Origin of the sequence: Anaeromyxobacter sp. SG66 (assembly GCF_022690805.1) — a bacterium.
Lineage (GTDB): Bacteria > Myxococcota > Myxococcia > Myxococcales > Anaeromyxobacteraceae > Anaeromyxobacter > Anaeromyxobacter soli.
This window is the reverse complement of record NZ_JALCZC010000004.1, coordinates 66589-85251: the sequence shown is the minus strand read 5'-3', so window position 1 is coordinate 85251 and position 18663 is coordinate 66589. Positions and strand designations below refer to the sequence as shown.

The window sequence follows — 18663 nt, the reverse complement described above, 5'->3', positions numbered from 1 at the left end:
GCGGAGCTGAAGGCGCTGGCGCGCCCGAGCCACGTGCTCCTCGTGCCGCTCGGCGAGGTGAGCCCGAAGGTCGTCGCCGAGGCGGCCCAGGCGCTGCGCGAGGTGCTCGGGGTCGCCGCGAAGAACGGCCCCTCGCTCGACCGACCGCGCTACGCGTTCAACGAGGCGCGCGGCCAGTACCACGCCACCTCGATCCTCCGCCGCCTCGCCTCGCTGCGCACGGGCGGGAGCGGGCCGGTCCCGGTGGTGGGGATCACCGACGTCGATCTGTTCCTCCCCGACGCGCCCTACGTCATCGGCGACGCCGACCGCGACGCGGGGGCGGCGATCTTCTCGCTCGCGCGGCTCTCGCACGGGGCGCCCGCGGAGGTCCGGCGGCGCGCGCAGGTCGAGACCGTCCACGCGACCGGCCACCTCCTCGGCCTCTCGCACTGCGCGGACTACCGCTGCGCCATGTTCGTCTCCCGCGACGCCGCCGACTCGGACCGCAAGGGCCCCGGCCTGTGCGCGAGCTGCCGCGCCGCGCTCGGCTCGGAGGGGTGACGCCGCGGTGCGGCGGCTCTGCCAGACGGAGCGGTCGAGCTGCGGCGCGTGCTGCGGGCTCTACAACGGCCGCGACCTCTCCCGCGAGGGCCTGCGCGCGGAGCTCTCCCGGCGCAGCCGCGCGCTCGCCCGCGTGCCGCGGACGCCCGCGGCGTTCCGCGCCGCCGCGGCGGCCATCGCCGCCGACTCGCCCGCGCCGCTGTTCCCGTCGGTGCGGATCTGCCCGCTGCTCGGCTTCCTCGACGCGGCGGAGACGCGCGTCGGCTGCCTCGCCCACCCGCTCGCGACCGGCGGCGCCGACCTGCGCGACTGCGGCGCCTATGACGTCACCACCTGCGACGCGTTCCTCTGCCCGAGCCACGCCTGGCTTGCGGAGGAGGAGGCGGCGCTCCTCGACCGCGCCCTCGCGGACGACTTCCACCTCTACGGGCTCGTCGTGACGGACGTGCCGTTCCTGCGCGCGGCGCTCGCGGGCGTGTCGGCGCGCACCGGGGCGAGGGTGGAGCTCCGCCACCTCGAGCACGCGCCGTTCCGCTCCGCGCTGCGGCGGCTCTTCGCCCTCAAGGAGGAGCTCGCCCCCGGCTCGGAGGGGCTCTTCGGGGCGTTCCGGCCGGGCAGGGACGGGGAGCCGGTGCCGCGCCGCATCGACTACGAGGCCCTGGGCGCCGCGCCGTCGCCCTACGACGAGATCCTCACCTGCGTGGGCGCGGACCCGCGCTCCGGGAACGACCTCGAGCTGTTCGAGCGCGAGGTGACGCGCCGGCTCGACGCTGCGGCGGCGGCGTTCCCGCGAGCGGTCGGTCGCTAGCCGGCGGCCAGCTCCGCGCGACGCTCCCGCCGACGCGAGGCCCGGCTGCACGGCCGCCCACGAGTCCGCGCTCAGCGCAGGAAGCCCGCGCGCCGCGCCACGTCCCGGATGGCGTCGGCGATGGGCCCCGGCGCCTCCTCCTGCGGATAGTGGCCGGCGGAGAGGCGCGTCACGCACGCCCGGGGCAGCGCCGAGGCGACGCCGCGGAGCGCGCGGCCGAGCACCGGATCGCGCTCGCCCCACACCACCGCGGCCGGGCCGTCGAAGGCGGTCGCGACGGCGAGCGCGCGCTCGAGGCCGGCGACGGATGGGTGATCGGGGCGCAGCGGGACCATCCGCGCGAGGGCGAGGGGCGCCGTGCGATCGCGGAGCCGCCGCAGCGGCCAGCGGTAGGCGCGCGCGACGTCTCCGCGGATCGAGCGGCGATCGGCCTGCGCGAGGTGGAGCGCGTTCTGCGGGAAGCCGAGGAGCCGGAAGAGGAGCGCGGGGAGGACGGGCAGGTTCGCGAGGCGGTGGAAGGCGGTCTTGCGGGAGCCCGGGCGCGGGGGTCCGACGCCGGTGTTCGTGACGACGAGCCCCGCGAGCCGCCCCGGGCGATCGGCGAGGGCGGCGAGGCCGATGGGGCCGCCCCAGTCGTGCACGGCGAGGACGAAGCGGCCGGGGACGACCGCGTCGAGGAAGGCGCCCATCACGCGGGCGTGGTTCTCGAGCGTGTGGAAGCGCGGGTCGCGCGGCTTCTCGGAGAGGCCGAGGCCGGGGAGATCCGGCATGACGAGGCGGAGCGGCGCGTCGCGGAGCCCGTGGGCGACCTCGCGCCAGAGGAAGCTCCAGGTCGGGTTCCCATGGAGGAGCACGACCGGCGGCGCGCCGGCGGGACCCGCCTCCATGACGTGCAGGGCGAGGCCGCCGGCGACGACCACCGAGCGCTCGAACGGGAGCGCCCGGGCGAGGAACGGCGGGAGCGGCGGGGCGGGGAGCCGCTCCACGAATCCCCTACCCTTCGCGCGGCGCGCGCGCGGCGGGGAGCCCGAGCGCGACGATCTCGGCGACGTCCAGGACCTTCAGCTTCTCCTCGCGGCCGGTCTCGTTCACGCCGTCCTTCATCATGGTGAGGCAGAACGGGCAGCCGGTGGCGATGACGCCGCCGGTCTCGCCGAGCGTCCGGGCCGCCTCCTCCACCCGGTCCTGGTTCACCCGCGTGCCGAGCTTCTCCTCGAGCCAGAAGCGGCCGCCGCCGGCGCCGCAGCAGAAGCCCTGCCGGCGGTTGCGCTCCATCTCGACGAGCTTCACGCCCGCGACGGCGCCGAGCGCCTCGCGGGGCGCCTCGGTGACGCCGTTCCAGCGCGCGAGGTAGCACGGGTCGTGGAAGGTGACGGGCCCGAGCCCCTCGGCCGCGCCGGGCGTGAGCCTCCCGTCGGCCACGAGCTTCGCGATGAGCTCGGCGTGGTGCACGACCTCGTAGCGCCCGCCGAACTGCGGCAGCTCGTTCTTGATCGTGTTGAGGCAGTGCGGGCACTGGACGAGGATCTTCTTCACGCCGTAGCCGTTCAGCGTGTCCACGTTCGCCTGCGCCTGCAGCTGGAACAGGTACTCGTTGCCGAGGCGGCGGGCCGCCTCGCCGTTGCAGGTCTCCTCCTCGCCGAGGATGGCGAACGAGACCTTCGCCTCGCGGAGGATCCGCACGATGGCGCGCGAGACCTTCTTCTGGCGGTCGTCGAACGCGCCGGCGCAGCCCACGAAGAACAGGTACTCGAACGGCTCGCCGGCCGCGGCGCGCGGCACGTCGAGGTCCTCGCACCACTCGGTGCGCTTGTTCGAGCCGATGCCCCAGGGGTTCCCCTGCGTCTCGATGCCCTTGAACACCCGGGCCGCCTCGTCCGGGAAGGCCGACTCGACGAGCACCTGCTGGCGGCGCATGTCCACGAGGCGCGGGATGTTCTCGATGAGGACCGGGCAGGCCGTCTCGCACCAGCCGCAGGTGGTGCAGGCCCAGAACGTCTCCGGCGGGATGACCGAGGTGATGGGCGGGAGCCCGGCGAGCGCGGCGTCGCGCGCGGCAGGGTCCTTTGCCCGGGCCGCGGCGGTGAGCGCGGGGGCCACCTCCGCGAGGTGGTGCCGGATCGACCGGTTCACCTCCTTGTGCGAGAGGGGCTTGCCGGTGACGTAGGTCGGGCAGTGCGTCTGGCAGCGCCCGCACTCGGTGCAGCTGTAGACGTCCCAGGCCTCCTTCCACGACAGGTCCTTCACGGTCGCGGTCCCGAAGCTCGCGTCCTCCGCCTCGAGGTCGAGCTTGCGGAGCGCGACGGCGGGGGGGAGCCGCGCGAAGAAGACGTTCGGGAGGCCGGTGATGATGTGGAAGTGCTTCCCGAACGGGAGGACGTTCAGGAACACGAGGATGAGGGCGAGGTGCAGCCAGAAGGCGAGGACGCCGAGCGCGTGCGCCTGGCCCGCCGGGAGCGGCGCGAGGAGCGCGCGGCCGAGCGCGCCGGCCGGTCCCCACGCGGAGCCGGGCGCGCCGCGCGAGAGGAGCTCCGACCCCTCGAACACGAGGTCCGTCACCATGAGGCCGGCGATGAAGAGCAGGATCACGACGCCCTCGGTCGAGAGCGTCACCCGGTCCGGCTTCGTGACGAGCCGCCGCCAGAGGAACCCGGCCACGCCCACCAGCGCCGCGAGCAGGACGAGGTCCTTCACGAGGCCGTACACGCGGCCGAACGGGGCCTCCGGCGCGAGGAGCGGCAGGTGGAACCCCTCGGAGAAGCCCATCCCGAACATCGTGATCGTGCGCAGCGCGAGCACGAGGAACGCCGCGAAGATGACGACGTGGAGGAGGCCCGGGCCGCGCTCCTCCGGATCGACGAGCCGCTTCTGGCCGAGGCCGAAGCGGAGGAGCGTCGCGAGCCGCTCGCCGGTCCGCGAGAGCCGGTCGTCGCGCCGGAGCGCGAGGAGCGGCGCGATCCTCTGGAGCATCGTGAACGCGAAGAACGCGAGCGCGAAGACGAGCATCGCGGCCGTGAGGAAGGGGCTCATGACGCGGCACGCTATCACCCCGCTCGGGCCCGGCAAGTCGCCGCAGCGGTCACGGCGGGGGGGCGAAAATGCCATGTCGGGAAGCGAAGAGGCCGCCCGCGGACGGGCGGCCTCCAGGCGTCTCGACCTTCACCCGGTGCTATGCCGGCTTTCAGCGCCGGCCGTTGCCCCGGCCGTCCTTCTCGTCGTCGTCGCCCTTCTTGTCCCCGCCCTGCCCGCGGCCGTTGCCATTGCCGTTGCCGCGGGGGCCGGCGCGGTCCGGACGGCCGCTCGGGGCGGGGGCGGGCGCGGCCTGGCCGGGCGGAGTGCCGCCGTGGCCCGGGGCGGCGCCGCTGTTGCCGGGCGAGGACGGCGCCTGCGCGGGAGAGGCGGCGCGGCCGGGCGTCGAGCCGTGGTCGCGATCGTCGTCGCCGCGGCCCGGCCGGCCCGCCGGCGGGGTCGGAGCCGGAGCCGGCGCCTGCGGGTAGGCCGGCGCGGCGTGGCCGGGCGGGAGGTTGCCGTGGCCGGGGGCGTCGTCGGAGCGGCCGGGTCGGTCCTGCGTCGGATAGGGCGCGGGAGCCGGCGGCTGCGGGTAGGGAGCCGGTGCCGGGGAGGCATGCCCGGGCGGCGTCCCGCCGTGGCCGGGCGGGAGGTTGCCGTGACCGGGGGCGTCCTCGGAGTGGCCGGGGCGGTCCGGCTGCGGGTACGGCGGATAGCTCGGCGCCGGGGCGGGGGCCGGCGCGGGCAGCGGCGCGGGGCGCGGGGCCGGGTACGAAGGCGCGGGATAGGGGGCGGGACGCGGCGCCGGGTAGCCGGGCTGCGGCGCGGGAGCCGGGCGCCGGTCGTCGTAGCCGGGATAGGCCGGGCGGCGATCGTCGTAGGCCGGACGCGGCGCCGGACGCCGGGCGGGCGCGACCACCGGCCAGTAGCTCGGCGGCGGCGGGCGGTTCGGGCGCCACGCGCCGCGGAACACGAAGCCGCGACCGCGGTTCCACGCGAAGTCCGGCCCGCTCGGCGGGTAGTACTCGTGGTTGTGCGGCCCGCGCATGTAGCACCAGCCGCGACCGGGCACCGGGTGCCCGCCGTAGTACGAGAACACGTACGGGCCGCGGTAGGAGTAGGCGCCGTCGTAGACGTCGTACTCGTCGAGGCGGTCGGGGGCGTAGTCGTGCCGGTGCGGTCCCTCCTCGTAGCACCAGCCGCCGCCGAACGCGTCGGGCACGAAGTGCTGGCCCTCGTACCAGACCACCGCGACGCGGGGCGGCGCGGGCGCGGGCATGGGCGCAGGAGGGGGCGGAGGTGAGTAGACCGGCCGGCTCGCCGCGGTGTCGACGACGCACCCGGTGGCGAGGGCGGCGAAGGTGGCGGCGAGGAGGAGGCGCTTCATCGGGGAACTCCTTCGCGAGGGCTCGCTCGATCGACGCGCGGCGGGCGTCGGCATTCACCGGGGCGCCTCGCGCACCCCGCGGCGAGCGTAGTCGCAACGCGCGTGCCGGGCGAGCCCGCGACCGGAAAAGCGTGCGGGAGCGCGGCGCGCCGCGGCTGCGGGGGATGTGGGCGTGCCCGCCGCGCACGGGCGCGGGCACACTCGGCGGAACGCTCAGTGAATGACGCGCGCCAGCGGGAGGCCGTGGCGCACCCGCGCGTACCGCTCCAGGATCTCGCGGTACTCGTCGGCGGAGCGCGGTCCGGCGACGAGCCACTCCTCGCCCACGACGAGGGCGGGCGCGACCTCGACGCCGCGGTCCACCGCCTCCTCGTAGCGAGCGCGCACGCGCCGCTCGGTCGAGGGGGTCGCGAGCGCGCAGGCGAAACGCGAGACGTCGAGGCCGGCGCACCCGGCGAGCTCGTAGAGGACGTCCCGGCGCGACACGTTCACCCCGCGGAAGAGGGCCGCCTGGCGGAGCGCGGTGCGGAGCGCCTCCTCGCTCCCGGCGCCCTGGAGCCGCGCGGCGGCGAGCGCGGCGAGGGGCGGGATGGACGAGAGCGGCGGATCCTGCGAGAGCCACAGGTCGGGCGTGATGCCCTGCGCCTCGGGCTCCTTCGCGGCGCGCCGCGCGGCGCGGGCGAGCCGTTCACGCTCGGTCCGCGACATCGCGCGCGGCTCGAGGCGCAGCGGGAACGGCTCGTGGCGGAGCGGCTCGTAGGTGCGCTCGAGGTCGGCGAGCGCGGCGGCGATGCGCTTCTCGGCGACGAGGCACCAGGGAGAGAGCGGATCCTCGTACAGGACGAGCGGGATGGGCTCGACGGGCGGGGTTCGAGGTGGCACGGTTGCGCGGATTCTAGATGCCGCGATCCGTTTGTTGAAGGGGCGTCCGCGGGCTGGCCTGCTCGCCTGGCCGCTCCCCACCTCCACTCACACGAGGTGGCCGCCCACGTAGCCGGAGTGGCGGGCGTGGCCGTACTCGACGGCGTGCGACACGTAGGCCGTGGCGATGTCCACGCCGGTGGCGGCCTCCAGCCCCTCGAAGCCGGGCGAGGAGTTGACCTCCATGATCTTCGGGCCGGTGCGCGCCTCCAGCATGTCGACGCCGGCGACCTCGAGCCCCATCACGCGCGCGGCCTTCACCGCCACCTCGGCGAACTCGCGCTCGAGCGCGACCGCCTCGGCCACGCCGCCGCGGTGGATGTTGGAGCGGAACTCGCCCGCGCGCGCGGTGCGCCGCATGGCGGCCACCACGTGATCGCCCACGACGAGCGCCCGCACGTCCTTGCCGCGCGACTCGGCCACGAGCTCCTGCAGGAGGATCTCCTGGCCGAGCGTCCAGAGCGTGTCGAGCATGCCCTCCACCTCGGCGGAGGTGTGGGCGATCATGACGCCCACGCCCTGCGTCCCCTGGATGAGCTTGATGATGCAGGGCAGGCCGCCCACCATCTCCACCGCCTGGGGGACCTCGTCGCGGTAGCGGCACATCACCGTGCGCGGGATGTCGATGCCGAAGCGCGAGAGGAGCTGCAGCGCGCGGAGCTTGTCGCGCGAGCGGGCGATGGGGATGGCGTTGTTGAGGACCGGCACGCCCATCATGTCGAACTGGTTCACCACCGAGAGGCCGTAGCCGGTGATGGAGGCGCCGATGCGCGGGATGACCACGTGGAGGTCGGTCGCGAGGACCTCCTCGCCGCCGTAGAAGATCCGCGGACGGTCGCGGCCGAGCACCATGTTGCAGCGGAGGGTGTCGAGCACGCGCGGCGCGTGGCCGAGCGCGGTCGCGGCCTCCACGAGCCTCCGCGTCGAGTAGAGCTTCGCGTTGCGCGAGAGGATCGCGACGCCGAGCCCCTCGCCTGGAGCAGTCGCGCGACGGCGGCGCGCGCGGGGTCGCGTTCCGTTCCTGCGGGGGGGCGGCATGAGGCGGGGAAGGTTAGCGGCGCGTCGTCCGGCCCGCAATGGAGCGCCCGCGCGCAGCGGTTCGTTGAGAAACTCCCGCCGCGCTGCTAGAACCCCTGGTTTCCCAGAGGAAAATGCCGTGGACTACAAGGACACCGTCAACCTCCCGAAGACCGCGTTCCCGATGAAGGCGAACCTGCCGCAGCGGGAGCCCGAGATCCTGCGCGGCTGGGAGGAGCAGACGATCTTCCAGCGCCTCGTCGCCTCGAACGCGGAGCGGCCGGGCGCGAAGCGCTTCGTGCTCCACGATGGGCCGCCCTACGCGAACGGCGACATCCACATCGGCCACGCGCTCAACAAGATCCTGAAGGACGTGGTGGTGAAGTACCGCAACCTCAAGGGCGAGGTGGCGGACTACGTGCCGGGCTGGGACTGCCACGGGCTCCCCATCGAGCTCAAGGTGGACAAGGAGCTCGGGCCGAAGAAGCGCGACATGGACCGCGCCCAGATCATCGAGGCGTGCCGCGCCTACGCCCAGAAGTGGATCGAGCGGCAGCGCGAGTCGTTCAAGCGGCTCGGCGTCTTCGGCCGCTGGGACGACCCGTACACCACCATGTCGAAGGGGTACGAGGCGGAGATCGTCCGGACGCTGGCGCGCGCCGCGGAGAAGGGGTTCCTCTTCCGCGGCAAGAAGCCGGTCTACTGGTGCGTCACCGATCGCACCGCGCTCGCCGAGGCGGAGGTCGAGTACGAGGACCACACCTCGCCCTCGATCTACGTGGCCTTCGACCTCGTCTCCCCGCTCCCCGACGCGAAGCTCGCCGGGAAGAAGGCGCGCCTCGTCATCTGGACCACCACCCCCTGGACGCTCCCCGCCAACCTGGCGGTCGCGGCGCACCCCGAGTTCACCTACGTCGCCTACGAGCTGCGCGGGCAGGTGCTCGTCGTCGCGAAGGACCTCCTCACCCGCTTCCTCGCCGACTGCGCGCCGGAAGAGCTCGCGGTGAAGGACGTGCCCGTCGCGCACTCCCCCGACGCGCACGCCGCCGCGACCGGCGGGGGCGGGCTCGTGCCGAGCGCGCACCTCGTCCACCCCGAGCGGATCCTCGCCTACCTCGACGGCAAGGCGCTCGAGGGGCTCACCTACCGCCACCCGTTCATGGGCCGCGAGTCGCCGGTGATCCTCGGCGAGCACGTGACCCTCGAGGCCGGCACCGGGCTCGTGCACACCGCGCCCGGCCACGGCGCCGAGGACTACCAGGTCGGCCTCGCCTACGGGCTCGAAGTCCTGAACCCGGTGGACGGCGCCGGCCGCTTCACGGCGGAGGCCGGCAAGTACGCGGGCAAGAAGATCTTCGAGGCGAACGCGGAGATCGTGGCGGACCTGCAGGCCTCGGGGCACCTCCTCTCCGACCCCAAGGCCTCCCTCCGCCACAGCTACCCGCACTGCTGGCGCTGCCACAACCCGGTGGTCTTCCGCGCCACCGACCAGTGGTTCCTCTCCCTCGAGCACGACGGGCTGCGCAAGAAGGCGCTCGACGCTATCGACCGCGTGCAGTGGATCCCGCGCTGGGGGCGCGAGCGCATCTACGGGATGATCGAGAACCGCCCGGACTGGTGCCTGTCCCGGCAGCGCACCTGGGGCGTGCCGATCCCGGTCTTCTACTGCGAGGGCTGCGCCGAGCCGCTCGTCTCGCCGCCGGTGATGGAGCGGGTCGCGCAGGCGTTCGAGGCGGAGGGCATCGAGGCCTGGTACCGCCACGCCCCGGCCGACTTCACGCAGGGCGAGGCCTGCCCGAAGTGCGGCAAGGCCGAGTTCCGCCGCGAGCAGGACATCCTCGACGTGTGGTGGGACTCGGGCGTCTCCTGGGCGGCGGTGGCCGCGAAGCGCGGCTTCGGCGTGCCGGTGGACCTCTACCTCGAGGGCTCCGACCAGCACCGCGGCTGGTTCCACTCCTCGCTCCTCACCTCGGTCGCCATCCGCGGCCAGGCCCCCTACCGCGGGGTGCTCACCCACGGCTTCGTGCTCGACGGCCAGGGCAAGGCCATGTCGAAGAGCCTCGGGAACACCGTCGCGCCCGAGGAGATCATCAAGAGGTACGGCGCGGACATCCTGCGCCTGTGGGTGTCGGCCGCCGACTACCGCGACGACGTGCGCATCTCCGCCGAGATCGTGGCCGGCCTCGCCGAGGGCTACACCAAGATCCGCAACACGGTGCGCTACATGCTCGGCGCGCTCGACGGCTTCGACCCGGCCCGCGACGCGGTGCCGCTCGAGGAGCTCGAGCCGCTCGACCGCTGGGCGCTCGCGAAGCTCGCCGCCTGGGACGAGAAGGTGAAGGCGGCGTACGAGGAGTACGAGTTCCACCTCGCCTACCACGCGACGATGCAGCTCTGCGCGGTGGACCTGTCCGCCCTCTACTTCGACATCATCAAGGACCGGCTCTACACCTGGAAGAAGGACGGCAAGCCCCGGCGCTCGGCGCAGACCGCGCTCTGGCTCGTCTGCCAGGACGTGCTGCGGCTCCTCGCGCCGGTGCTGTCGTTCACCGCGAGCGAGGCGTGGGGGCACCTGCCGGGCAAGCCCGCCGAGAGCGTGTTCCTCGCCGGGCTCCCCACCCGCGCGCGCCCCGCGGACGCGGAGGCGCTGGAGGCCCGCTACGGGAAGCTCTTCGAGGTCCGCGCCTCCGTGCAGAAGAAGCTCGAGGAGGCGCGGCGGGCGGGGCTCATCGGGAAGAGCCTGGAGGCCGCCGTGACGATCCGCGCCGAGGGCGAGACGCGCGCCCTCCTCGAGGAGGCGAAGGCCGAGCTGCCGACGCTGCTCATCGTCTCGCGGGTGACCCTCGCCGACGGCCCCGCGGCCGTCGAGGTCGAGCGCGCGCCGGGCGAGAAGTGCGAGCGGTGCTGGATCTACGCCGACGATCGCGGCATCGACCCGGCCCACCCCACCCTCTGCGGCAAGTGCGCGGGCGCCCTGCGATGAGCGCGAGCCGGCCGTTCTCCAAGTGGGCGCTCCTCGCCCTCCTCTTCGTCTCGCTCGTCGCGGTGGACCAGTGGACGAAGTACCTGGCCGTCGAGCGGCTCACCACCCTGTTCGACCGGACCGGCGCGCAGTCGCTCGGGGAGCGGGTGGCGGGGTTCCTCGAGCACGAGCACCTCGAGGAGATCTCGACCGAGCCGTACTACGTGTGGCGGCCGGTCTGGCGCATGAACTACGTGGAGAACCCGGGCGCCGCCTGGGGGCTCTTCCGCGGGCACTCGGAGCGCTTCCGCAACGGCTTCTTCACGCTCGTCTCGCTCGGCGCAGTGGCCTTCATCCTCTACTACTTCCGCAGGCTGCGTCCCGAGCAGCGCTACCTCCAGGTCGCGCTCGCGCTCGTGCTCTCCGGCGCGGTGGGGAACTTCCTCGACCGGCTCGCCCGCGGCTACGTGATCGACTTCGTCGAGTGGTACTGGTGGAACCGGCCGGACATCCGCTGGCCGACCTTCAACGTCGCCGACTCGCTCATCGTGGTGGGCGTGGCGATGCTGGTCCTCCACCCCGGCTCCGGCAAGGCGGCCCAGGCGAGCGGCGCCGCTTCCGAGGGCGACCGGCGCGCGTCCACGGGCGCCTAGCGCCGGCGGTGCGTCCGCGCGCGGGCCGCCGGCGCGGGCCCGCGCCGAAGGGATCCGAATGCACCCCATCCTCCTCCACCTCGTCGTCCCCGCGGGCCTCGGCAAGCTCGTGGCGCTGGCGGTGCTGGTCATCTCGGTCGTCGGACGCGCGGCGTCGCGGCTCCGCGCGGCGCGGCGCGCGGACGAGCCGCTCTCGGTCGGCCAGGCCTTCCGCGCGGACGGGCTCTCGAGCCTCGCGCTCGCCGCCGCGGTGCTCGCCCTCTGGCGCGCGGGGCTGCTCGACCGGGAGCTCCGGCTGCCCGTCCACGCCTACGGCCTCCTCATCGCCGCGGCGTTCGTCATCGGCATCTGGCTCGCGCAGCGCGAGGCGCGCCGGGTCGGCCAGGACGCCGAGCGGCTCGCCGACCTCGCGTTCTGGGTGCTCGTCGCCGCGCTCGCCGGGAGCCGCGTCTACTTCATCCTCGTGAACGCCGGCACGTACTTCGGCTCAGGCAGCGCCTTCGTCGCGACGCCCCTCGGGCGGATCCCGCGTGTCCTCGCGATCTGGGAGGGCGGCCTCGTCTTCTACGGCGGCTTCATCGGCGCGGCGCTCGCGGCCGCGATCTACATGCGCCGGCACCGGATGCCGTTCCTCGCCCACGCCGACACGCTCATCACCTCGGTCGCCTTCGGCCACTTCCTCGGCCGGCTCGGCTGCTTCTGCGCGGGGTGCTGCTGGGGCGGGCTCGCGGATCCGTCGCTGCCCTGGGCGGTGCGCTTCCCGCCGGAGTCGCTCGCCTACAAGACGTTCCTCGAGCGCCCGGAGCCGGCGCACTACCTCGCCGCCGGCTGGGCGACGACGCTCCCGCTCCACCCAACCCAGCTCTACGAGGCGTTCGGCGAGCTCGCCCTGTTCCTCCTCCTCGCCCTCGTCATCCGGCCCCGCAAGCGCTTTCACGGCCAGGTGCTCGCGAGCTGGCTCCTCGCCTACGCGGTGCTGCGCACGGTCGTCGAGCTCTTCCGCGGCGACGTGGAGCGCGGCGTCTACCTGGGCCTCGGCGCCGGCCAGTGGACGTCGTTCGTGATCCTCGCGGTGGGCGTCGCGGTGTGGGTGGGTGCGCGCAAGGAGCGCCCCGCGATCGCCGCGGCGGGCGCGCAGTAGCGGGAACGTTGATCGCCTCCGCGCGCGGCCGATAGACTCCGCGCGTGCCCGTCCCGCCGAAGCCGCCCGCACGTCCCGGTGCTCCGCTCGCGAAGGGCGCGCTGGGCGCCGAGGATCCGCTCTCGAGGTCGCGCCGCGGCAAGGACGAGCTCGCCGAGGCGGTGCAGGGGCTCGAGGAGGAGCTCGAGACCCTCAAGGCCCGCTACGAGCAGTACTTCCTCGGCATCGAGCGGCGCGAGCCGGTGCGCTGGCGCGAGGAGCTGAAGCGCAACGTGGCGCGGGTGAAGGGCGCGTTCACGCGGAACGCCGGGCTGCGCTTCCGCATCCAGGCGCTCCACGCGCGCTACCTGTCGTACGAGCGGCTCTGGATGCGCAGCGCGCGCGAGCGCGAGGAGGGGACCTACAAGCGCGATCTCTTCAAGGCGCGGCTGCACGCTCGCGCCAAGGCCGAGCGCGCGCAGGAGGCGAGCGGGAAGGCGGCCGCCGAAGGATCGGGCCCGGCGCCCGTCGAACCCGCCGCGGCCGCGAGCCCGCCCGCGGTGCCCGCCCGCACGCGGCAGCCGGCCCCGGCGCGGACCCCGGCGCCCGGCGGCGTCGGCGAGGCGCAGCTCCGGGCGCTCTACGAGGCCTACGTCGCCGCGAAGAAGCAGTGCAACGAGGACGTCTCGCGCCTCACCTACGAGGCGGTCGCGAGGAGCGTCGCGAAGCAGGTCCCGGAGCTCATGACGCGCTTCAAGGCGAGGTCCGTCGACTTCAAGGTCGAGGTGAAGGACGGGCGCGCCGTGTTGAAGGCGATCCCGAAGGTCTAGGCCGCGCGGCGGGCCGCGTCCCCAGCCGCTTCGTTCGTTTCACGCCAAACGAATGGTTCCCCCGGTCGCGCCCGTGCGCGCCCGGCGCGGGCCTCGTCGATTCCGGGGCGCGCTCCAACCGGGAGGGACCCGCCCGGCACGGCCCGTGCGGTTTTTCCGCCGCGGCGAAGCGGGCTTCCGCCCGTGGCTCACACCCGGGGCCGTCTCGCGCGGAGGATGTGGTCCGGCGCCGACATGGAGACGTTCCTGCGGACCGAGGCGCGACGCCCGGTGGCCCTTGGAGGGAGGTCCGCTTGAGAACGCTCGCGCTTCTCGCCGCCGTCGCCCTCGCGGGCGCCTGCGGGCCGTCGAGGGAGCTCGAGGTCCACCGCGCGCGGCTCGCCGCCGAGCGCCGGGAGCTCGAGGCGACCTTCGATCACCTCGAGGACCGGCTCGTGGTGAACCAGGCGCGGGTCCGCTTCTGGCGGGAGATGCGCGAGCGGCACGAGGGCGTGACGGCCATCGCCTGCGCCTCGCTCGAGCAGCACGCCGAGGACATCGCCCGGCGGATGGCGCCGCCGCCGCCCGCGCTGCGCCAGGCGCGCTCGTCGCTGCACAACTCGCGGGTCGCCGCGCGCGGCGGGCCGCTGGACGAGCCGTCGCCCGCCGCCCGAGCCGATCGCTCCGAGTAGGCGCGCGCCGCCGTCTCAGGCCCTCCGGCGGCGGCCGCGTTTTCGATTTGCCTTCCGGCCCCGGTCGATCGTAGAACGCTCCCCGCGGTGGGCCCCCCGGCTCGTCGCGGACCGTTCGCCTGGGTAGCTCAGTCGGTAGAGCAGGGGACTGAAAATCCCCGTGTCGGTGGTTCGATTCCGCCCCCAGGCACACTCATCTTCGCTCGAACATCTGGCCCATCAGACCGCGAGGTCTGGTGGGCCTTCTGGTTTTCGGGGGCGGCGCGCGGTCCACTGGCTGGCCCGCGGGACCTCCGAGCCCTCACGCGACCGCTAGTCCTCCATGAACGGGTACTCGTGCTGCGCGTCACGCACCGTGAGCGCTCGTTTCCCGCCGGCGCCCCGTCCGACCACGAACTCGAGCCCCTGCACTCCGGGGGCGATCGTCAGGAACGAGATGGTGCCGTCCGGATTCCGGCGCGAGGCCACCTCGCTCCGCCACTCGCCGAAGTCGAAGACGGTGGCGGCGCCGCTGCGGCTCACCGCGATGCTCCCGAGCGCCGTGCTCGCGTAGCGCGGGGCGAGCCGGGCACTCTCCGCCGCGTCGGCGGGGACGGTGAGGAGCTTCCGCTCGGCGGCGAGCTCGTCGAAGAACGTCTTCGCCGCGGCCGTCGCCTGAGCGTCGGCCTCGGGTCTGCCGTCGAAGAGCACTTCCAGGAGCTTGCGGCGGAACACGTCCCGGAGCGCCCAACCGGGATCGCCGTTGGTCAGGATCACCGCGCCCACCGCCTGCCCGGGCAGCCAGATCATGTCGCTGTGGTAGCCAATCATGTCGCCCCCGTGGTGCACCACCGGGACGCCGTAGGTGGTGTCCACCGCGAGCCCCATCCCGTAGGTCACGTCCTTCCCGATCGTCACCTGCGGCGTCCGCCGGTCGAGGAGCGGACCCTTCCCGACGTAGGGCGCGCCGCCCGGCAGCGTCCCCTCGTCGAGCTCCATCTGCACGTAGCGCAGGAGGTCGCGCACGCTGCTCCAGGCAGCGCCGGCCGGGCGAAGCGGGATGATCGACCGGTTGACGTCCATGACCGCCAGCGCGGGCTTCCCGTCCACGTCCGGCGCGTGCGCGTCGGCGTGGGCCGCGGCCAGCGCGCGCCGGAAATCGAACGTCGTGGCGGTCATCCCGAGCGGCCCGAAGACCTGCTCCTGCATGGCCCGGTCGTAGGCCGCACCGAGCTCCATGCCCGGGAAAAGGACGTGTCCCGCCGTGAACCCGGCCGCAGCCGCCAGGGGGTTCGAATACTGGAACAGCTCGCCGAAGCGGCTGGTGGGCTGCATGGTGGCGAGCTCCGCGAGGGCCTTACGGGGTGTGAGGTCGCCGAACTCGAGGAGCCACTCCATGTCCTGCCGGGGCATCCCGGTGCAGGCGCAGACGAGGTGCCTGATCAGCACCCGATGTGTCGTGTCAGCGTCGCCCAGCGCGAAGCCGGGGAGCACCGACGTGACCGGTGTCGTCCAGGTGAGCCGCTTCTCGTCCACCTCCTTCGCGAGGAGCAGCGTGGTGAGCGCCTTCGTGTTCGAGGCGATCATGAAGAGGGTGTCGCCGTCGACCGGCGACGTGTCGCCCAGCTTGCGGACGCCGAGGCCGCCGGCGAAGACGACCTTACCGCCTTGCACGATGCCGAGCCCCACCCCCGGCACCTTCATCGCCCGCATGGCGCGCTCCACGAAGCGCCGGAGCTCGGCCATGCGTGGGGCGTCGATGGGTGCGGCCTTCTTCCCCGCGAAGCTCTCGCGGGCATAGCCCTTCGGCAGGAGCCGCCCGAGCACCAAGACGACCTGCCCGCGCCGCTTCTCGGCGACCGGCTGTGAGAGGTCGCCGATCACCACCGTCCAGCCGCCCGCAGAGAACCGGGCGCTCGCGAACACGTCCCGGCGCTCGTTCGGCGACGTCTGGTAGGCGAAGTCGCGGCGCCTCGACCAACCGTCCTTGTCGGGAAGATCGGTCGCCACCTTGAGCGGCCACCGCGCGCCGGGCCTGTACGCTTTCCAGGCGGCCGCGACCGCGGCGTCCGCGTCCAGGGCCGGGACGTCCACCAGCGCCAGCCACGAGTCGCCCTCCGGGGCTTCGAGGATGGTCGCCGGACCGCGTACCGAGAGCGACCAGCCGGCAGGCGCCAGGAACGGGTTGCCGCCCACGGTCGTCTTCGGCCCGTCACTGGAGAGGCGCTGGGGGGCGCGCGCGGCCGGCGCGCCGTCGGTCGGCGCGATGGACGCCGGCGGCGGCTTCTGCGGTGCCGACGAGTGAGCGAGCGAGGGAACGGCGACAAGGACCAGCAGACCGGCGAGAGCGCGCAATGGACCCCCCGCAGCGAAAAGGCGCGGAGAGGGTCCCCGCACCATGAGTCGCAGGCTTTCATGCGAAGAGCGCGACGACAACACGCTTCCGGGGGCGCACGCCGTGGGCACCCCGCGCCCGAACGACGTCTCGAGCGTGGTGCTCCGGCAGGACTATCCGACGCGGTGATGGTGGCATCGGACGAGAGGTACACGCCCACGAGGAACGCGGGAGCTGCACCGCCTGCGGCGCTCGCGGCCACAGTGTTCAAGAACCCTCGCGCGGCAGCGCCGCGGCGGCACCTCGGGTGGTCGACGCGTCCGCAGGGGGCCGCTACGTCAAGCCGCTCTTCCGAGGACGCTCACGCAGTTGGTAACACCCGATCCACCGATGTTGAACGAGACCCCGATCTCCGGCTTCTTCCACGTGGGGGTCGCGCCGATGGGTCGACCGACGAGCTGCTTGAACAGGAGCGCGTGCATGGAGACGCCCGTCGCGCCCACCGGATGCCCCTTCGCCTTGAGGCCACCGGAGAGGTTCACCGCGCATCGATCGTCGCGCGTGAAGCGGCCCTCGAGGTAATCAAAACCAGCGCGGCCGTCGCGAGATAGCCCGAGCGCCTCGGTCGTGAGGAGCTGGGCGATGCTGAAGCAGTCGTGCACCTCGACGAGGTCCACGTCGGAGACCTGGACCTGCGCCTCGGAGAACGCGCGACGAGCCGCTTCCTTGCCGGCCTCCAGCTCGTGCAGTCCCGCTCGCGACGACAATGGCAGGCGTTCGTTCACGTGCCCGATGCCCATGATCTCGACCGCCACCTTCCCTGCGCGCCTCGCGTCGCCGGTCCTCATGAGCACGACCGCGGCCGCCCCGTCGGTGACGAGCGAGCAGTCGTGCAGCCGCAGCGGAGCCGCGATGACGGGGTTCTTCTCGGGTGGCAGGGCCATGATGGCGTCGGCCGTGAAGAGACCGAGCTTGTCGCTCGGCCCGCCCCTGCCGAAGTGCGCGAGCGGGTTGTCCACGCCGTTGCGATAGCCGAGCGCGGCGACCGTCGCGAACATGCGCGCGAGGACCGCCTCGTCGATGCCGTGCCGGGCCTGGTAGCCCTTCGCGAAGCTCGCGAACAGCTCCGGGAAGGTCACGCCCTTCGCGCCCTCCTCGGGCCAGTACGAGCACGTCGCGAGCGCGTGCGTCACGCCCTTCGTGTCGAGGAGGTTCATCTTCTCGGCGCCGATCACGAGCGCGACCTTCGCCCGCCCCGACTCGATCGCGTAGAGCGCGTCATACAGCGCGACGGAGCCCGACGCGCAGGCGTCCTCGCAGCGGGTCATCGACTTGAAGCGGAGCCCCTGAGGATCGATCTCGGTCGCGTACGCGGCGAGGTGCTCCTGGTTCGCGAAGATCCCCGGCGCGCAGGAGCCGACCCACACGCCATCGACCTCGCGGCCTTCCACCCCCGCGTCCGAGAGCGCTCCCTTGCCCGCCTCGACCAGGAGGTCGTGGATCGACCTCAGGTCGGAGACCTTTCCCGTCTCCCGGTCCTTCCGGACGAGGGCGCCGAACTTCGAGTTGTAGGCTCCGACGATGCTCACCTGGCTCAAGTCGCCTCCCTCGGATGTTCGCGGTGGGTGGAGTGGCTCTGCTACTGCGCGGTCCAGCCGCCGTCCACGGGCAGGGTCACGCCGGTGATCTGCGCGGCGGCATCGGAGCACAGGAACACCACGACCGCGCCGAGCTGATCGACGGTGACGAACTGCTGCGTAGGCTGCTTCTCCGCGAGCAGGTTTCGCGCGGCCTCCTCGAGGTCGACCCCGAGCGTCTGGGCGCGTGCCGCGATCTGCGGCTCCACGATCTCGGTCCGCGTCCAGCCCGGGCCGAAAGCGTTGCAGGTGATCCCGGAGCCGGCCGTCTCCAGCGCGACGACCTTGGTGAACCCGACGAGGCCGTGCTTCGCCGCGACGTACGCCGCCTTGTGCACCGAGCCGACGAGGCCGTGCACGGAGGCGGTGTTGACGATGCGCCCCCAGCCGCGGCGCTTCATGTGCGGCAGCGCGAGCCGGGTGGTGTGGAAGGCGGCGGACAGGTTCGTCGCCAGGATGGCGTCCCACTTGTCCGGTGGGAACTCGTCCACCGGCGCGGTGTGCTGGATCCCCGCGTTGTTGACGAGGACGTCGACCCCGCCGAGCTGGTCGATCGTCGCCTCGACCAGCCGCGCGGCGCGCGCGGGCAGGGTGAGATCCGCGTCGTCGTACCGCACCTTCACCGCGTTCTCGGCCTCGAGCGCCGCCCGCGTGCGCTCGATCACGGCCGGGTCGCCGAAGCCGTTCAGCATGACGTTGCAGCCCTGTCCTGCGAGCGCGCGGGCGATCCCGAGGCCGATGCCGGACGTGGAGCCGGTGACGAGGGCGGTCTTCCCGATGAGCATGCGATC

At 73.5% G+C, this 18663-nt stretch carries 15 protein-coding genes and 1 tRNA gene; 8 read left to right on the top strand and 8 right to left on the bottom strand.

Annotated elements, in window-relative coordinates:
• Positions 1 to 33: 33 nt before the first annotated feature.
• Together MNZ39_RS02745 and MNZ39_RS02740 are read left to right on the top strand one after the other, a co-directional pair.
• The gene (locus MNZ39_RS02745; protein WP_242334118.1) at positions 34 to 543 is read left to right on the top strand and encodes an archaemetzincin; all 510 of its coding nucleotides are present in this window, start codon (positions 34 to 36) and stop codon (positions 541 to 543) included.
• A 7-nt stretch (positions 544 to 550) separates the two neighbouring features.
• Positions 551 to 1351 carry a hypothetical protein gene (locus tag MNZ39_RS02740; protein ID WP_242334114.1) on the top strand — a complete coding sequence of 267 codons (801 nt, stop codon included), beginning with the start codon at positions 551 to 553 and terminating at the stop codon, positions 1349 to 1351.
• 71 nt (positions 1352 to 1422) lie between these two features.
• Here the strand turns inward: MNZ39_RS02740 and MNZ39_RS02735 are convergent, their stop codons facing one another.
• The 5 genes from MNZ39_RS02735 to MNZ39_RS02715 all read right to left on the bottom strand — a co-directional run bounded on the left by MNZ39_RS02735 (position 1423) and on the right by MNZ39_RS02715 (position 7706).
• A complete protein-coding gene (locus tag MNZ39_RS02735; protein ID WP_242334111.1) occupies positions 1423 to 2337 on the bottom strand; it encodes an alpha/beta fold hydrolase in 915 nt (304 codons plus the stop codon).
• Positions 2338 to 2344: 7 nt separating this feature from the next.
• Positions 2345 to 4381: a heterodisulfide reductase-related iron-sulfur binding cluster gene (locus MNZ39_RS02730; RefSeq protein WP_242334109.1), complete on the bottom strand. Its 2037-nt coding sequence runs from the start codon at positions 4379 to 4381 to the stop codon at positions 2345 to 2347.
• Positions 4382 to 4532: 151 nt separating this feature from the next.
• On the bottom strand, positions 4533 to 5747 hold the full coding sequence (locus MNZ39_RS02725; protein WP_242334106.1) for a hypothetical protein: 1215 nt from the start codon (positions 5745 to 5747) through the stop codon (positions 4533 to 4535).
• A gap of 213 nt (positions 5748 to 5960) precedes the next feature.
• Positions 5961 to 6629 carry a DsbA family protein gene (locus MNZ39_RS02720; protein ID WP_242334103.1) on the bottom strand — a complete coding sequence of 223 codons (669 nt, stop codon included), beginning with the start codon at positions 6627 to 6629 and terminating at the stop codon, positions 5961 to 5963.
• Between the two features lie 87 nt (positions 6630 to 6716).
• A complete protein-coding gene (locus MNZ39_RS02715) occupies positions 6717 to 7706 on the bottom strand; it encodes a RimK family alpha-L-glutamate ligase (protein WP_242334099.1) in 990 nt (329 codons plus the stop codon).
• 118 nt (positions 7707 to 7824) lie between these two features.
• Between MNZ39_RS02715 and MNZ39_RS02710 the strand changes: the two genes are divergently transcribed.
• The 6 genes from MNZ39_RS02710 (at position 7825) to MNZ39_RS02685 (ending at position 14111) form a co-directional block, all read left to right on the top strand.
• Positions 7825 to 10668: an isoleucine--tRNA ligase gene (locus MNZ39_RS02710; protein WP_242334096.1), complete on the top strand. Its 2844-nt coding sequence runs from the start codon at positions 7825 to 7827 to the stop codon at positions 10666 to 10668.
• Complete coding sequence (gene lspA, locus MNZ39_RS02705; protein ID WP_242334093.1) at positions 10665 to 11300, top strand: signal peptidase II; 636 nt, start codon at positions 10665 to 10667, stop codon at positions 11298 to 11300. Before MNZ39_RS02710 ends, lspA begins: the two co-directional genes overlap by 4 nt.
• A gap of 58 nt (positions 11301 to 11358) precedes the next feature.
• On the top strand, positions 11359 to 12441 hold the full coding sequence (lgt, locus tag MNZ39_RS02700) for a prolipoprotein diacylglyceryl transferase (RefSeq protein WP_242334090.1): 1083 nt from the start codon (positions 11359 to 11361) through the stop codon (positions 12439 to 12441).
• Positions 12442 to 12485: 44 nt separating this feature from the next.
• On the top strand, positions 12486 to 13250 hold the full coding sequence (locus MNZ39_RS02695) for an MXAN_5187 C-terminal domain-containing protein (protein ID WP_242334087.1): 765 nt from the start codon (positions 12486 to 12488) through the stop codon (positions 13248 to 13250).
• A gap of 293 nt (positions 13251 to 13543) precedes the next feature.
• Positions 13544 to 13921 carry a hypothetical protein gene (locus MNZ39_RS02690; RefSeq protein WP_242334084.1) on the top strand — a complete coding sequence of 126 codons (378 nt, stop codon included), beginning with the start codon at positions 13544 to 13546 and terminating at the stop codon, positions 13919 to 13921.
• Positions 13922 to 14038: 117 nt separating this feature from the next.
• A tRNA-Phe gene (locus MNZ39_RS02685) sits at positions 14039 to 14111 on the top strand.
• A gap of 122 nt (positions 14112 to 14233) precedes the next feature.
• Here the strand turns inward: MNZ39_RS02685 and MNZ39_RS02680 are convergent.
• The 3 genes from MNZ39_RS02680 to MNZ39_RS02670 all read right to left on the bottom strand — a co-directional run bounded on the left by MNZ39_RS02680 (position 14234) and on the right by MNZ39_RS02670 (position 18657).
• Positions 14234 to 16096, bottom strand: a complete 1863-nt coding sequence (locus MNZ39_RS02680) for a serine hydrolase (RefSeq protein WP_242334081.1) — start codon at positions 16094 to 16096, stop codon at positions 14234 to 14236.
• A gap of 477 nt (positions 16097 to 16573) precedes the next feature.
• The gene (locus tag MNZ39_RS02675) at positions 16574 to 17824 is read right to left on the bottom strand and encodes a hypothetical protein (protein ID WP_242334230.1); all 1251 of its coding nucleotides are present in this window, start codon (positions 17822 to 17824) and stop codon (positions 16574 to 16576) included.
• Between the two features lie 50 nt (positions 17825 to 17874).
• Positions 17875 to 18657 carry a 3-hydroxybutyrate dehydrogenase gene (locus MNZ39_RS02670; protein WP_242334079.1) on the bottom strand — a complete coding sequence of 261 codons (783 nt, stop codon included), beginning with the start codon at positions 18655 to 18657 and terminating at the stop codon, positions 17875 to 17877.
• Between the last annotated feature and the right edge of the window lie 6 nt (positions 18658 to 18663).